The sequence below is a fragment of the Lederbergia galactosidilytica genome (assembly GCF_017873565.1).
In the GTDB taxonomy this organism is placed as follows: Bacteria; Bacillota; Bacilli; order Bacillales; family Bacillaceae_C; genus Lederbergia; species Lederbergia galactosidilytica.
This window is the reverse complement of the sequence record NZ_JAGGKH010000004.1, coordinates 14,877-31,147: the sequence shown is the minus strand read 5'-3', so window position 1 is coordinate 31,147 and position 16,271 is coordinate 14,877. Positions and strand designations below refer to the sequence as shown.

12 protein-coding genes and 1 pseudogene are annotated in these 16,271 nt (G+C 37.6%); 12 read left to right on the top strand and 1 reads right to left on the bottom strand.

What is annotated here, in order from left to right; translation table 11 throughout:
- The first annotated feature begins 471 nt into the window (after positions 1 to 471).
- From J2Z23_RS05210 to J2Z23_RS05195, 4 genes and pseudogenes are all read left to right on the top strand, one after another.
- Entirely contained in the window at positions 472 to 1,332 is an 861-nt protein-coding gene (locus J2Z23_RS05210) for a MurR/RpiR family transcriptional regulator (RefSeq protein WP_238482623.1), read from the top strand.
- A 51-nt stretch (positions 1,333 to 1,383) separates the two neighbouring features.
- Positions 1,384 to 2,949, top strand: a pseudogene (locus J2Z23_RS05205) (DUF4127 family protein).
- An 88-nt stretch (positions 2,950 to 3,037) separates the two neighbouring features.
- Positions 3,038 to 4,615, top strand: a complete 1,578-nt coding sequence (locus tag J2Z23_RS05200; RefSeq protein WP_057981842.1) for an FAD-dependent oxidoreductase — start codon at positions 3,038 to 3,040, stop codon at positions 4,613 to 4,615.
- Positions 4,616 to 4,665: 50 nt separating this feature from the next.
- Positions 4,666 to 5,622, top strand: coding sequence for an ROK family protein (locus tag J2Z23_RS05195; RefSeq protein ID WP_083492300.1), 957 nt, complete (start codon positions 4,666 to 4,668; stop codon positions 5,620 to 5,622).
- Positions 5,623 to 5,677: 55 nt separating this feature from the next.
- Here the strand turns inward: J2Z23_RS05195 and J2Z23_RS05190 are convergent, their stop codons facing one another.
- A complete protein-coding gene (locus J2Z23_RS05190) occupies positions 5,678 to 5,800 on the bottom strand; it encodes a small acid-soluble spore protein P (protein WP_238482622.1) in 123 nt (40 codons plus the stop codon).
- Between the two features lie 200 nt (positions 5,801 to 6,000).
- Here J2Z23_RS05190 and J2Z23_RS05185 point away from each other — a divergent pair, with 200 nt between their 5' ends.
- From J2Z23_RS05185 to J2Z23_RS05150, 8 genes are all read left to right on the top strand, one after another.
- The gene (locus J2Z23_RS05185) at positions 6,001 to 6,690 is read left to right on the top strand and encodes a copper homeostasis protein CutC (protein ID WP_057981844.1); all 690 of its coding nucleotides are present in this window, start codon (positions 6,001 to 6,003) and stop codon (positions 6,688 to 6,690) included.
- Positions 6,691 to 7,495: 805 nt separating this feature from the next.
- Positions 7,496 to 7,999: an MgtC/SapB family protein gene (locus J2Z23_RS05180; protein WP_057986333.1), complete on the top strand. Its 504-nt coding sequence runs from the start codon at positions 7,496 to 7,498 to the stop codon at positions 7,997 to 7,999.
- Positions 8,000 to 8,062: 63 nt separating this feature from the next.
- Positions 8,063 to 8,809: a glycerophosphodiester phosphodiesterase gene (locus J2Z23_RS05175; protein WP_057986331.1), complete on the top strand. Its 747-nt coding sequence runs from the start codon at positions 8,063 to 8,065 to the stop codon at positions 8,807 to 8,809.
- 420 nt (positions 8,810 to 9,229) lie between these two features.
- Positions 9,230 to 9,988 (top strand): Cof-type HAD-IIB family hydrolase, encoded by a 759-nt coding sequence (locus tag J2Z23_RS05170; protein ID WP_057986329.1) that lies wholly within the window; start codon positions 9,230 to 9,232, stop codon positions 9,986 to 9,988.
- A 37-nt stretch (positions 9,989 to 10,025) separates the two neighbouring features.
- On the top strand, positions 10,026 to 12,605 hold the full coding sequence (locus J2Z23_RS05165) for a phosphodiester glycosidase family protein (protein ID WP_057986326.1): 2,580 nt from the start codon (positions 10,026 to 10,028) through the stop codon (positions 12,603 to 12,605).
- A 92-nt stretch (positions 12,606 to 12,697) separates the two neighbouring features.
- Complete coding sequence (locus tag J2Z23_RS05160) at positions 12,698 to 13,657, top strand: ABC transporter permease (protein WP_057986324.1); 960 nt, start codon at positions 12,698 to 12,700, stop codon at positions 13,655 to 13,657.
- A 14-nt stretch (positions 13,658 to 13,671) separates the two neighbouring features.
- Positions 13,672 to 14,556, top strand: coding sequence for a carbohydrate ABC transporter permease (locus J2Z23_RS05155; protein ID WP_057986322.1), 885 nt, complete (start codon positions 13,672 to 13,674; stop codon positions 14,554 to 14,556).
- Between the two features lie 35 nt (positions 14,557 to 14,591).
- Positions 14,592 to 16,205, top strand: coding sequence for an extracellular solute-binding protein (locus J2Z23_RS05150; protein WP_128747532.1), 1,614 nt, complete (start codon positions 14,592 to 14,594; stop codon positions 16,203 to 16,205).
- Positions 16,206 to 16,271: the final 66 nt, after the last annotated feature.

The following is a 16,271-nucleotide window of genomic DNA, read 5'->3' as shown; positions in this document are numbered from 1 at the left end:
ATAAGCTCTGAGAGTATTTTGAAAATAGGAACTTTACAAAAAAGAGGGGAATGCTAAAATGGAGATTAATTCCAAATTTTTTAAAAATAAAGGAGGAAATATCCACCTCATTTGCGATGATAATTTAGTTAACTGTACGATTTTATAGGAGCTTGATAAGGAAGTATTGCCTTCTCAGGTTAATAAAATGTTTGGTTGAGGAGTATTTAAGTAAAGGCAGTTAGGGAAATATTGGTAGCTACACAGTTTCCCATTACTGAATTGATTACCCAGCGTTTTGCTTGGATCCTCTGTTATATTCCATTTGCTTATATAGGAGTTCAAGTCTTAAGGGATGGGAGGGGAGAGCTTATTACTTTAGGGTAAAATCAACAAATGGGTCCTAAACAAATTCAAATAGTAGAGTAAATTCGGCCTATCCAAAAGAACAATGAGTAAAGAAATTTAAAACATATAGAAAGAGAGATTCCTTTGTTTAAAACAACCCAGACTTTTCATCCCGAAGTGATGATTTCAAGTATCTATAATAGCTTAACCAAATCAGAGCAGAAAGTGGCAGATGTGTTGAAGACGAGTATGAATGAATCAGTGTACTGGTCGGTTTCAGATTTAGCTGAGTATGCAGCGGTTGGGGAAACCACAGTCATTCGCTTTTGTAGAAAATTAGGTTATAAAGGGTATCAAGATTTCAAACTCGCTGTTGCCCAAAATAAGGTTGACACTGATAGTCAAGATTTCAGTGAAATTACAGAAGCAGATAGTTTAGAGGTGTTAGCGCAAAAAATTACTGCTGAAAATGTGACAACGATTCAAAATACATTTAAAACCATTCAAATAAAAGATTTGGAACAAGCAGGAAGGAAAATTATTCAATCGAATAAGCTCTATGTATTTGGAGTAGGAGCCTCTGGAATTATGGCTCAACAGGCACAATACCGTTTTATGAGAATGGGATTTAATGCAGAATCAGCAACAGATTCACATATTATTGCTATGAATAGTGCAATAGCCGGTCAAGGAGATGTGATTATTGGAATTTCTACCTCTGGGAGTACGAAAGATCTTGTAGATGCCTTGAAAATTGCTAAAGAAAATGATGTTTTTATTATTTGTCTTACAAAGCATTTGAGATCACCTATTACGAAATTTGCTGATATCGTCTTGCTGACATCGACGAAGGAAAGCCCACTGCATGGAGGTGCCTTTTCATCTTCTATTTCTCAAATGCATGTTCTAGATATATTGACAAAATATATTGAAATGCAGGAACAAAATCGAGCTATCAGTACTTTGAAGAAAACGGCTAAGGCTGTATCAAATAAACTGTATTGATAAAAGTTCTGACCAATAGAGTGATTCTCTTGGAAGATATGGAGGAGAAAAATGAATAAAATCATGTATATTCCTTTAGACGAGCGACCTTGTAACTATCAATATCCACAGTTATTAGCCAAAATGACAGAGTTAGAGCTTTTAGTCCCCCAAAAGTCTATTTTAGGAAATATGAAAAAACCCGCTAACATAGACTTGTTAGTTTCATGGATGGAGCAAAAGATTGAAGCTGTTAGTCATTTGCTTATTTCGATCGATATGTTGGTATATGGAGGGATTGTTCCTTCGCGGCTTCATCAACTGACATATGAAACGTGCATGGAGAGGTTATCCTTTTTAAGGTTAGTAAAGGAAAAAAAACCGAATTTGAAGATATTTGCCTTTGATTTGATCATGAGAGTGCCTGCTTATAATAGTAGTGAAGAAGAGCCAGATTATTACGAAGAATTTGGTGAAGATTTATTTCGACTAGGTTGGCTCTATGATAAAAGAGATCAATCCCTATTAAACGAGCAGGACAGCATGGAATTAAAAGATATTGAAAAGAAAATTCCACTTGAAGTACAACAGGATTTTCTTCAGCGCAGAACAAAGAACTTCTCCGTTACGCAAGAAGTGGTGAACTTGGTGGAGGAGGAAATCATTGATTACTAAATTGTTCCTTTAGATGATAACTCTCCATTTGGATTTTCGCCTAAAGAGCAACGAGAGTTAATGCACGTAATTGCTATACGTAATTTGCTAGATAAAGTGAATATCTATCCAGGAGCTGACGAAATTGGCTGCACATTGTTTGCTAGAGCTTTTTGTGAAATTCACCGGTATGTTCCAGAGATTTTCATTCGCTATTCTTCAACAAAAGGTCCTTTTATTATTCCAAAGTATGAAGATCGCATATTATCTGAAAGTATTAAGTCTCATATAATAGCCGCAGGTGGAATTCAAGTAAATAATGAAGAGAAGAATCATTTTATTTTAATGGTTCACTCGCCTGCCATCGAACAAAGGGAGATGGCTGAAGCGAGTTTGAAAGTAGAGAAACGGCATCGTTCCTATTTTTCTGAAGTTAATATTCGAGAATTTGTGGAAGCGCTTATTTGGCATGCTAATAAAGGGAAGCTTATTGCGATAGCTGATGTTGCTGTATCGAATGGGGCTGACCACTTACTGCTGCAGCTTTTGGAAAAAAAAGATGTGTTTGATCACCTAATCTCTTATGCTGGTTGGAATACAAATGGAAATACAATGGGAACTGTGATTGCGCACGCAATTATTACCTCTTATCATATGCAAGACGAACGACCAGCCCATCAAGGACATCTGCAAGCGAGTAGAGAGTTTTTCTATTTACGTCTTGTAGAAGATTGGGGCTATCAAACGATCGTAAGAACGAATATCTCCCAGAACATACTTCCTGAATTAGACTTAACACCGAGGTTTTTAAAAGACCAGGTTGATCAGGTGACCCAGCAAGTGGAAAACCAATTAAATCAATTCATTGGAGAGCATTTATCTAGTATAAAAGAAGGGAAAATCTCTTTGCATAATGTTTATTTACCATGGAGTAGAATGTTTGAAGTTGGCTTTACATTAAAACTGGAATCTCAAGAATTATAGTTTTTTATTAAAAGACTGGGGGAATTTAACACCATACGGTATTCCTCTAGCTCTTAGTAAAACTATTAATATGGGAAGGTGAAAGCTCATGTATAAACAGGAAATGACAGCCGAGATTGTCATAATTGGTGGGAGTTTGGGTGGTTGTGCTGCGGCATTGGCAGCATGTAAATCGGGAGCAAGTGTGATTGTGACTGAGGAAACGAAATGGATTGGTGGTCAGTTAACGAATCAGGCTGTACCACCAGATGAACATGGTTGGATTGAACAATTTGGGTGTACGCGTAGCTATCGAGAGTTCCGAGCAAGGGTAAGACAGTATTATCACCAGCATTTCCCATTGAATGAGCATGCAAGAAAGGCTCCTTTTTTTAATCCAGGGAATGCCATTGTTAGTCAAATCTCCCATGAGCCGCGAGTGGCATTGGCCGTTTTAAGAGATATGCTAGCTCCGTATATTCACAGCGGAAAACTAAAAATCTTAGAAGAAACAAAGATAAAGGCTGTTGAAACAGATGGAGATACTGTGATGGCTATTGAGGTGAAACAGCTCCAAACGAATATACAATTTGTGTTGGCGGCTCCTTATTTTTTAGATGCAACCGACATGGGAGATGTATTACCGCTTGCAAAGATTGAATATGTGACAGGTGCTGAATCACAAAAGGAAACTGGAGAGCCTCATGCTTTAGTGGGAGAGGCGGACCCAATGGACATGCAGGCAATTACCCATTGCTTTGCTGTTGACTATGTTGAGGGTGAAGATTACACAATTTCTAAGCCAAAAGATTATGACTTTTGGCGGGATTATCAAGCGCCATTTTGGCCGAATAGGCAACTGAATTGGACGGGAGTAAGTCCGATTACTTTGGCTCCCGTTACATATGGATTTTTCAAAGAAGAAGGGAAGTTTTCTCTTTGGGAATATCGGCGCTTAATTGATCAAGGAAATTTCTCGAAAGGACTATATGAGAGTGATATATCGCTGATAAATTGGCCACAGAATGACTATTGGCTAGGTCCGATTATTGATGTGAGTGAAGAAGAAAAAAGCAAACATTTAGAACAGGCTAAACAATTGAGTCTATCTTTATTGTATTGGTTGCAAACAGAGGCACCTCGTCCTGACGACAAACAAGGTTATCCGGGGCTACGTCTCCGCCCAGATGTAGTAGGAACAGATAATGGACTAGCCATGATTCCCTATATACGGGAATCAAGAAGAATTAAGGCAGAATTCACGGTATTAGAGCAACATGTCAGTACAGCTGCCAGGGAAACGGAACAGGCTGAGCTGTTTGAGGATAGTGTAGGAGTTGGCAGTTATCGGATTGACCTTCATCCAAGTACTGGACTTCGTTCATTTATTGATATTTCGAGTCTCCCTTTTCAAATCCCTTTAGGTAGCCTTATTCCGGAAAGGATTAACAATTTATTACCAGCTTGTAAAAATATAGGAGTGACTCATATTACAAATGGTTGTTATCGGTTACATCCAGTTGAATGGAATATTGGAGAGGTAGCTGGTTACTTAGCAGCATACTGTCTAAAGAATAAAGTGATACCACGACAAGTACGTAACAGTAAAAACATGTTAGAGGACTTTCAAAAACATTTAATTCATGAGGGCTTGGAACTGCAATGGCCATCTATTGTGCCTGTATAAAGAATGAGTTTAAGCGCTCAAAGTAAGTTAAAAACATTGTCAACAAGAAAATGATTAAGAGAATGGTGGAATTTCAGATGATTTACGGTATTGGTATTGATATTGGTGGTACAAAAATAGCAGCAGGGATTGTTAGTAACACAGGGAAGGTTATATTCGATAAAAAAGTTCCCACTCCGAAAATGGGGAGAAGCGAAATTTTAGCTCTTTTAAAATCGCTTATTTTAGAGCTAGAAGAATGGGCTGAACGGAATGCATTGCCTCTTAGTGGGATCGGGATTGGGACAGCAGGACAAGTTAATTTTTATGAAGGAAAAGTCATATCTGGAACATCGAATATTAAAGACTGGAATGGTGTCAATCTTCGGGAAGATATTGCTACTTACTCGACTTTGCCCGTTTATGTGGATAATGATGTGAATGTGTTAGCGTTAGCAGAATCGACCTTTGGAGCCGCAAAAGGATATGAAGAAGTAATATGTCTAGCCCTTGGTACAGGAATAGGGGGTGGAATTCTTACAAACGGGAAGTTACTTAGAGGAGTTTGGGGAGGAGGCGCTGAGCTTGGTCATATGTCAATTGATTTGAATGGCGATCCTTGTAATTGTGGGCTTCATGGCTGTTTAGAAACGTATGCTTCTGGAACATGGATTGCCAAGCACATGCAGATGCTCCGAAAAGAAAAGGGGCTATCTAATCATGTAACAAGTAGGGATGTCTTTGAATTGTATGAGAAAAATGACCCGCTCGCCACTCAAGTGATTCAGCATATGGTTCATGGTCTAAGTTATGGAATTGTTAATCTTATCCATTTGTTCAACCCCCAAGTAATTATTTTAGGTGGCGGTGTGATGAGTGAAAGACAATGGATTGTTGAAATGGTTCACAAGAAAATTAGCACAATGGGGATGAAATCTTTAGTTGAGAATGTGGAGATAAAACTTTCTGAGCTTAATCATCATTCTGGCTTCATTGGTGCAGCCCTTCAAACATGGTTATACAAGTAGTAGAAAAAGCACCAAGGATAGTCCAGGCGCTTTTGTTAAAAGGTTTCTGTATAGGTTACATGCCTTTCCCGGCATGATTTTGACGTGAGTGATTCTTATTTTTTACCTTTTTCGAACCACTTAGCGGTTCAGGTTGCCCTGAATGTTGCTTATTTTGCTTTTCTTGACCTTTAGACAAGGAATTCACCTCCTTTAGTCTCTTGTATAAAAAGGAATATAGGAGTATGTTTTCCTTTAACTATTTAAATTATGAAGTTTTTAAATGTATGTAGGGAAATAATATCGAGATATTGGGGTAACAGGTGAAGAGAATTTTAGAATAGCGGCTTTAACTAAAAATTAGGTTTCTCTTTATTTTTAAAAATGGAGGTAGTTTTTTTGCAAATCGAAGTGATTGTCCAAAATTTTGTCGATGCAATCAAGGCACAAGAATTAGGGGCGGATCGTTTAGAACTTGTGATAGGGATTGAAGAGGGTGGTTTAACACCAAGTTATGGAATTATTAAGAGTGTGCTTAATCATATTGAAATTCCAGTCCAAGTTATGGTGCGACCTCATGGGTATAGTCATATTTATTCAGAACTTGAAATGACAGTGATGTTGGATGAGATTAAGTATATGCATGAGTTAGGAGTAAAGGGGATTGTGATTGGAGCGATTACACCTGATCACACAGTAAATCTTCCATTTATTGAATCAATTATTAAGGCTTATCCAGATTTGGATATCACGTTCCATCGAGCCTTTGATGAAGTACGTTCATTAAAGGAAGCTTACGAAAGCTTAATCCCATATAAAAAACATGTTAAAAGAATTTTAACTTCGGGTGGGGAATCCTCATGTTTAGAGGGAATAGAACAATTGCCATCATTAGTCCAGCTTGCACAAGAGTTAAATGGCCCGCAAATATTATTAGGGGGAGGTCTTGATCCTGATAATATAGAGAATATACATACAAAAGTAATGGCTACTCAATATCACTTTGGCAAAGGTGTTCGAAAGCAAAACTCCTTCCAAAATACATTTGATATAGATAAAATGCAAAAGCTTCAATCTGTGTTAAAATAACAAATTTCAAAGGTTGTCTTTGCCCATTGCTTATGTAGGCGAGACAACCCTTATTTACTGTGGAGAAGGGGCGGAGCTACGCTAGAAAGTTTTTATTCATATCATAATGAGTAAAATGATGAGAAGTCTATCATAGTTAATAAACTAAATGGCTTCGCACACATGGCATATGTATAAGGAGCAGGGGCATCACTCATATTTTTTCCTGATTGGTCGTAAGTTATGAAGAGAAAAAGTGGAATAGGTTTTAATTCAATGACCTTATCAGTTAAAGTGGTAGTAGGGAGATGGAGGGTTAATGGCTCGCAAAGAATAATTGCTTCTAATCTCAGACATCTATTATTAAGAAAATAGCATTGACAAAAAATACAATACATCTGTATAATATATTGAAAGCGTGATCATAGGAGTTTTTACTCCGGTAGATTATGCTCCCAACCTTTGTTAATATTTCGGGTGGAGAAGAAGAGAACCCTTAAAAAAAGTAATGACTCTAATTTATGTTGGTGTTCATTACCTTTTTTAAGGGTTTTTTCTTTTACCCTAAACATCCCTTGTTGTATATCTTTTCCATTGACTCCTCTTCCGATGATTTGGCAAACATTGCAGATATCTCTAAATAGACTCTAGAGATTCTGTTTCGTGTTACACATCGCTCTTTCAGTGTACTTCTTCCTGGAAGGGCTGCTAGATCAAGCGAGTAGTCCCTATCGGTTACTTTTAAATGGAAATTTTCCCTCTCGATGAGCATGTAATGCTGTTGATCATGATACCGGCTAGAAAAGTGGAAAAGGGAAGGGATATTATGTCGTTTTTATATTATCTGTTTGACGAATATATTCAAGGCCATCAGGAAATGTTTATCCGTGTCATCATTAGTGGGGTCCTTGGGTTTCTTATCGGGTTGGACCGTTCATTTAAAAGCAAACCAGCAGGAATCAAGACCTACACCTATGTTTGTGTCGCTTGCACACTTATAACGATTATTTCAATTCAGAGTGCAGAAATGCTGAGTCAGGAAAATAGTGGGAAAATGATGGATCCTATGCGCTTAGCCGCTCAAATTGTTTCAGGTCTAGGATTTTTAGGAGCTGGGATGATTTTGAAGGATGGACTAAAAGTGATTGGTCTTACGTCTGCTGCCATGATCTTGTTTGCAGGAGGGGTTGGAATAGGGATAGGGGCAGGATTTTATGCGATTGTTATTTGTGCTGTTGTTGTCTCCTTTTTAATTACAAATGTGGGATTATTACTAGAGAAGAATAAACTAGAAAGTCATAAGGAAGTAGAAATTGATATTGAATCATAGTCAATGAGCACCTAGTCATATATGATAAGAAAAGGAATAATATTATATAAAGGAGTTATTATTATGACTAAAATATTTGCACATCGTGGTAGTTCAGGAACACATCCAGAAAATACGCTCGCAGCTTTTAGAGAGGCAATTAGACTTGGGGTCGATGGCATTGAATTAGATATTCAACTAACAAAAGATGGCGAATTAGTAGTTATCCACGACTATACATTAGATCGAACTACAGATGGAACGGGAAAACTCCTTGATTATACGTTAGAAGAACTTAAAACATTTGACGCCGGCATTAAATTTTCGCCTGAATTTACTGGTGAAACGATTCCTACCTTTCGTGAGGTATTGTCCCTATTTCAAAATACTGATATTAAACTAAATGTGGAAATTAAAAAGCCTGTTAAAGAAGAGACTGGAATTGAGGAAAAAATGATTCAACAACTTGAGGAATTTAACTATATCAACCGGTCGATTATATCTTCCTTCAACCATGAATCACTTCAAAAAGTTGTTTCGATTAATAACAATCTTGAGTGTGCTATTTTGTATATGAAAAAATTTGCGAATCCATGGGAGTATGCGGCAGAAATTGGAGCAAAGGCTCTTCATACCTATCGGCCTGAAACGGATAGTAAAATGGTGGCTGAAGCGCAACATCGAGGTTTCCCAGTGAGGGTATTTACGATTAATAAAGAAGAGGATATGACTAGATTTTTTGAAATAAAAATAGCCGCTATTTTCACAGATTACCCTGAAAAGGCTATGAAACTGTTAAAAGAAACAGGGAAGAAAGAATGGAAAAACTGATAAAATGACTGCTAGGTTTAGATCTATAATTTATATAGTTTGGATGAAAAAGATAGAAAAACAGCTTCCCTATTTGATTGTTTTAGAAAATAAATAGGGAAGAAGTTTCTAAAAATTTAAAAAGGGGTCTTGAAATTACCATATGTTTACATTATGATTTAATCAATCAAATTGATTTATATTATTTGCCTTTACGGCAAATCGATTGGAAGTATAGGGACGATAGGGATGAATGCTTGATTTAGAGGACTATCCACAAAGGGATGTAAATGAGTAGGAGGAGCTTTATATTTTGAGGGAGATATAAAGGTTACTAATTTAGTGGAAGAGAACCACCTATAGTAGATACAGGAGTTTTATAAGCATCCAATCCGATTGGTATTAATCGGTAAATGTAAAGGGAAGGAGTGTTGAAATGAAATGCCACATTATAAATTACTAGCGCTTGATTTAGATGGAACGGTTTTAACGGATGATAAGAAAATAACGAAGGAAACAAGAAAATGGATTCATAAAGCTGTCGAGGAAGGTGTAACAGTTATCTTTTCAACTGGACGCGGCATCCAAACTGCTGGAGCCATTTGGGAAGAATTAGCTCTTGATGCCCCAATGGTTTTAGTTAATGGAGCTGAAATATGGAAGGGACCAGGTCAATTATGGGAACGACATTTTATTAATAGAGATGATATTCGCTGGCTTCATGAACAAGCAATGAGAGCAGGTGCGAAATTCTGGGGTTATAGTGTCGAGAGTCTTACTCATAAAAAGGATTGGACAGACGAAATGTTTGCAAGAGATTGGCTAAAGTTTGGTATGCATCATACCGATCTTGATGAGATTCAGAAGTTAAGAGAGTTATTACTAGAAAGAGAGAGCATAGAGATTACGCGCTCAGCACCTATTAATATTGAAATATCATTAAAGGGGATTTCCAAAGAAACAGGAGTGCGAAGAGTTTGCGAACTTCTCGGAATTACCATGGATCAAGTGATGGCTGTTGGCGATAACTTAAACGATCAACGTTTAATCCGAGCGGCGGGACTAGGTGTTGCCATGGGAAATGGAGATGCTGAATTAAAGAAAATTGCCGATATTGTCACTGAGTCAAATGAAGAAAATGGTGTAGCCAAAGCCATTGAGCGTTATTTATTAGGATCATATAATCCGATAAAGGCGTAAAGTTTTGGATATTTTAGCATGAAGTGGGGATGAGAAATTGCTCAAGCCAAACAAATTAGATTATACATCAGAGCAAGTTAGTTTATTAGTCAGTTCAGAATCTAAAAGTCAGAAGCAAATAGAATCACTGAATGAGTCAACTTGGAGTATCGATAAGGAGGATACCGTTCAGGTAGCACCTGGTGTGAGGCATTCTCATCAATTATTACGAAATGGAAAGTTCCAGCAATCTATACACATTCTCCAAGTAGATTCACATAATCAGTATATTACCCCGATTGTATTTTCATCTAAGGGAAAAGTTGAATTTTTAGAGACAGTCGGAAATATGCAAAAGGAGCTTATTAAAGTAGGGAAAAATATTATTGCTGGGGTAAATGGAGATTTCTTTAGTTGGTTAGGAGTTCCAACGGGATTACAAATTTGTAATGGTGAAATATTCACCTCTCCATCCACAATTAAGGTTTTACTAGCCATTATGGCAAATGGGCAGCCTTTGTTAAAGGATCAAGTAAAAATGAATGCAACTATTTCGTTTGAATGCGGTTACAAAATGCCGATAGAGTCAATTAACCGCACAAGATATTTGAAACATACCGATCATGCCTTTCTCTATAATGATCGGTTCGGTTCGTCGACCCGCACTCCCGAAGGTGTAGTGGAAATTGTCATCAAAGTGCCTGACGAGCGCATCTTTCCTAATAAACAGATGACGGGAGAGGTAGAATCCATTAATCAATCGGCTAATACCCAGATTGAAAAGGGAAAACTTGTACTATCTGTAAGTGGAGCTGGGGCTGAGTGGGTTCAAGAGCAGCTGCAGATCGGGGAGCGGATTACTATTGATATTTCCTTGGAGCAAGGTTTAAATGAAGCTCGTCATGTTATTTCAGGCAATTCGACTTTGGGGTATGTACTTCTAAAGGATGGAATGATCTCACCAAAAATACTTGATCAAGAAATTCCTTTGAACCATGATCGACACCCACGAACAATGATCGCGGTGAAGCAAGGAAGATTATATATTTTCGTTGTAGATGGAAGACAGCCGGGTCATTCAAATGGTATCACTTTAGCAGAAGGAGCCTTTTATTTACAAAACCTTGGGATGGAGGCAGCCATTAATATCGATGGGGGCGGTTCGACGACTTGTTATATTCGCCAACCTGGAGATGAACTACCGACCATCGTGAACCGTCCATCTGATGGATTTGAAAGAGCAGTAGGAAATGGCCTGTTTTTCCAATCAATCGCACCTATTTCTACTTTAAATACTTTAATTATAAAACCTGATTCTCCAATCCTTGTTTTAGCTGGGAGTAAGGTTCAAATTGAAGTAAAAGGGCAAGACCGCTTTTTAAACGCTGTTACCGTTCGACCTACCAAAATTATTTGCTCTATTGAAGGAAATATTGGATATATGGAGGGGAATAACACTTTTAAAGCCGGTACAAGGGCAAGTTGTGGGAAGCTAAATGTTCGTTCGGGTGACGTTACACAGCAATGCTCTATACAAGTAATCGAAGAAATTGCTCGTTTTGAGATTCACCCAACAACAATTGTTGTTGAGCCAAATGGTGAAATAGAATTTGATATTCACGCTTTTGATCACGAGGACAGGAAGGTATGGATTTCTCCAGATCAACTAGATTGGTCTATTCACGGAGGAATAGGCAGTGTTTCAGAAAGGGGAGTTTTACAGGCTAGCCAAACAGTCAAACAGGGAAAGATCATTGCGAAATATAAAGAGTTAGAAACGGAAATTCAAGTTAGCGTAGGAAAGGCACCAGTGATTTTGGCCGATTTTGATACCCTACAGGGACTAACTGTATATGGAGAGAAGGCGGTTGCTAATTCCGTTACATTAACGCTAGCTCCTAGACCTGAGCCCGTTCGATTCGGCACCTTTTCTGGAAAATTAACTTATGACTTTACGAATATATCAGGTGCTTCGAAAGCAGTGATTCAACTTTTGGATAGTAATGATCAAAAGGGATTAGAGGTTGAGGGAGAACCCTATCGGTTTGGACTTTGGGTATATGGAGATTCAAATAATCATTGGTTACGCATAGGAATTTCTGATGCCAATGGAGAAAGTCGGTCTCTCAGTTTAACAGAACCCGGTGGCTTAAATTGGACAGGTTGGAAATACGTTTATGCAGATATAGCAGATAATACGGCATTCCCTATTACAGTTCGTTACTTGTTTATCACAGAAACGAATGATGCGAATAAAAATGCCGGTACCCTTTATTTTGATTGTTTGCGGGCTGAGTATGTCAAAATAGATGAAGACTTAGAAGGACCAGTGTTTAGTCACCCTATCCCATCACCAAATCAAATTGTAAAAGACGACCATCCAATAGTAAGGCTAACTTTAAAAGATAATGAAAGTGGCGTGGAGCCTTCCTCGATCCAAGTATGGATTAATGGAAAAGTGGTTGAGCATACCTTTGACTCCGCAACTGGGGTCGTATCTGCTCAAATCGCTTCATCTTCTCAAAAACGGAGCTATCAAGTAGTTGTTGAAGCGGCGGATAGAAGTGGAAATCCAATGGTACCAAAAGCAAGTTGGAGATTTGAAAGGGTACCTTTACAAAATCTTAACGAGAGCTGAATGATAAAATCAAATTGATTTATTATAATATGATGGAAAGCAGCCTAAGAATTTATGTAGTAAATTCAAACTGGAATAAGGGGTGATTGACAATGAAAAGTGCTTACGTCGAAAAAGGACAAAATACAACAGTTAAGATCAAAAAAAAGTTTAATGTACGGAGACGAATTTTGAATAATTGGGATATCTATTTACTCCTCGTACCAGTTTTGGCCTATTTTATTATTTTTAAATATATTCCCATGTATGGTGTTCAAATTGGCTTTAAAGATTTTATTGCAACTAAAGGCATTACAGGTAGTGAATGGGTGGGAATGAAACATTTTACACGTTTTTTTGATAGCTATTATTTTTGGCGTTTAATCAAAAACACATTAGGTATTGGGATATATGAACTTGCAGTTGCTTTCCCGATTCCAATCATTCTAGCTTTAATGATAAATGAGGTACGAGTAAACCGATTTAAAAAATTTGTGCAGAATGTGACCTACGCTCCCCACTTTTTATCAACAGTTGTCATTGTGGGAATGTTGTTCCTTTTTCTAAATCCACAATATGGAATGGTGAATAATTTATTGTCTGCTATCGGTTTAAAACCAATCTCTTTTATGACAGAACCTGCTTGGTTTAAAACGATCTATGTTCTTTCTCATGTATGGCAGCAAATGGGGTGGAGTTCAATCATTTATTTAGCGGCATTGGCGGGGGTGCCTCCAGAATTACATGAAGCAGCAAGGATGGATGGTGCTAGTCGGTTGCAACGAATTAGGCATGTTAATATCCCTGCGATTATTCCTGTCATTATCATTCTTCTTATTCTAAATGTCGGAAATATTATCAGTGTGGGCTTTGAGAAGGTCTTCCTAATGCAGAACGCATTAAATATGGAAGCTTCAGATGTAATTGCTACTCATGTATATAAAACAGGGATTATGGGTGCGCAGTATAGCTATTCGACTGCAGTAGGATTATTTAACTCCGTGATCAGCTTTATTTTACTTGTCGTAGTGAATCAAATCTCTCGTAAAGTCAGTGAGACAAGTTTGTGGTAAGGGGGGAATGAAAGATGGAAAAACAAACGATCGGTGACCGAGCCTTTGGAATAGTAAACTTTTTATTACTTTGTCTAATTTTAGTCATTGTCATTTATCCACTCATTTTTGTTCTTAGTGCCTCCATTAGTAATCCCGAATTACTGCTTAAAGGTGAGATTCGATTATTACCAAAGGAGATTACTTTTGAAGGTTATGCCAAAGTATTCAAAAATAATGATGTGATGCGTGGATATTTAAATACCTTTGTTTATACAGGTGTAGGGACTGTCATTAATTTGATGATGACCACAGCTGGAGCGTACGCCTTATCGAGAAAAAACCTTTATGGGCGTAATGTTATCACTGCTTTGCTCATTTTTACTATGTTTTTTAGTGGTGGTATGATTCCTACCTATTTAGTTATTAAAGACCTCCATATGTTAAATACGATTTGGGCTATGGTTATACCTGGAGCGATCTCTGTTTATAATCTGATCATCATGAGGACCTTCTTTCAGACAAGTATTCCAAATGAAATTGAAGAGGCTGCACATATTGATGGTTGTTCAAATCTACAAACATTGTTTCGAATTGTTTTACCCCTTTCAACGCCAATTATTGCTGTAATGGTCTTGTTCTATGCTGTTAGTCATTGGAATTCCTTCTTTGATGGCTTAATTTATTTGACCGATCGTAAAAAATTCCCATTGCAATTAATTTTGCGAGAAATTTTGATTCAAGAAGATGTAGCAGATATGGATGCAACAATGGCAGAGTCAGTTGTTCAACAGGCTATGTCTGTTGAAGGAATGAAATATGCTCTTGTGGTAGTTGCTAATATTCCGGTTTTGATTATGTATCCATTTGTCCAAAAATATTTTGTTAAAGGTGTGATGATTGGCTCGCTTAAGGGTTAATTACCTTTAAATAAAATTTAAGGAGGGGTTATGTCTTGAAGATTAAAGCACTTTCCGCGTTTTCGGTGATGTTATTTCTAATCTTTACCCTATTATCCGCGTGTAGTAGTGATTCTACTGGAAAAGAAGAGGAAAAAGAGAAGGATGAGGAAGCAAAGGCGAATTTTAATGAAGAGGGATTTCCGATTGTAAACGATCAAATTAAGCTGACATTTGTTGCTCCCTCATCTGATTCCCCTGATTGGAATGATATCTTGATTTACAACACATATAAAGAAATGACCAACGTGGATATTGACTGGCAAATGATTTCACAAGAGGGTCTAAAAGAAAAGACTAATTTAATGCTTGCTGGTGGAGACTACCCCGATGCCTTCCATAGTGTAGGCTTGTCGACACAAGATTTAATCACGTATGGGGGGCAGGGGGTCCTGGTTCCTCTCAATGATTTAATTGACAAGTATGCCCCTAATTTTAAGAAGATATTAGAAGAAAATCCGGATATTAAACGCGGAATCACGATGCCTGATGGAAATATCTACTCGTTTCCTCGTATATATGAGCCAGATTTTGACGCGGTACTGGCGAACTGGAAACTGTGGATTAATGAGGATTTCCTAAACGCATTAAATATGGAAGAGCCTATGACACTTGATGAGTTCTATGACTATCTTAAAGCAGCGGTGAATAATGACCCAAATGGGAATGGGAAAGCGGACGAAATTGGGATAAGTGCAAGTGGCGATGGCCATCTTATCAATATATTTAAAGGCTCTTTTGGGTTAGGGAATAGAGGAATAGACCATAAATATGTCGATATGGACCCTGAAACCAATGAGTTAAGATTTTTTCCGATTCATGACGGTTATAAAGAAATGCTTCAATATTTAAATAAGTTATATTCAGAAGGATTGATTATTGAAGATTTATATACGGTGAAATCAGAGGAAACTCATGCACGTGGGGCAGATGGATTGTTTGCGGCAACTGTCACAACAAATCCTCAGACTGGATATGGTCGCGATGAATATATTGGGGCTGTTACATTGGAAGGCCCCCATGGTGATAAACTTCATTCAAATTATGGTTCTTCACTTAATAATGTCGGCGGGTTTGCAATTACAGATAAAAATCAATACCCCGAAGAAACGATACGCTGGATCGATTATTTCTATAGTGATGAAGGAAGTAGACTCTTTTTCATGGGGGTTGAAGGAGAAACCTATGTTGAAAATGAGGATGGAACAGTTGAATATACGGATCTAATCGAAAACAACCCTGATGGTCTTACTCGAACTGAAGCAATTTCTAAGTATTTGACTTGGAGGGCGGGACCCTACCCAGCATTTGTTAAGAGAGATTATTTTGGAGTAAAGACTTCCAATGAGGCAGCTGAAAAGTTTAAAGAAAATCGACCAAAAGAAATCTGGCCACCATTCAATTTTACGAATGAAGAGAGTGAAATTATGTCTTCTGTTGGAACAGATATTGAAGATTATATTACGGAATCTCAAGCGAAGTTTATAACGGGTAAAACATCATTTGATGAATGGGATAAGTATGTAGAGACAGTGAAAAAGGTTGGCTTAGATCAATATATGGAGATTTATCAAGATGGCTATAATCGCTATCTCGAACAAGCTAAGTAGCTGTCTGAGAATATCTTGCTAAAGGGATTATGGTTGAGACTGGGAGATAACTAAAATGCTAAGTTC

Bases quoted from the DNA above. Each gene is read 5' to 3' on its own strand.
- J2Z23_RS05200 (WP_057981842.1), top strand. From the start codon at position 3,038: ATGTATAAACAGGAAATGACAGCCGAGATTGTCATAATTGGTGGGAGT.
- J2Z23_RS05195 (WP_083492300.1), top strand. From the start codon at position 4,666: ATGATTAAGAGAATGGTGGAATTTCAGATGATTTACGGTATTGGTATT.
- J2Z23_RS05180 (WP_057986333.1), top strand. From the start codon at position 7,496: ATGTCGTTTTTATATTATCTGTTTGACGAATATATTCAAGGCCATCAG.
- J2Z23_RS05175 (WP_057986331.1), top strand. From the start codon at position 8,063: ATGACTAAAATATTTGCACATCGTGGTAGTTCAGGAACACATCCAGAA.
- J2Z23_RS05170 (WP_057986329.1), top strand. From the start codon at position 9,230: ATGCCACATTATAAATTACTAGCGCTTGATTTAGATGGAACGGTTTTA.
- J2Z23_RS05160 (WP_057986324.1), top strand. From the start codon at position 12,698: ATGAAAAGTGCTTACGTCGAAAAAGGACAAAATACAACAGTTAAGATC.
- J2Z23_RS05155 (WP_057986322.1), top strand. From the start codon at position 13,672: ATGGAAAAACAAACGATCGGTGACCGAGCCTTTGGAATAGTAAACTTT.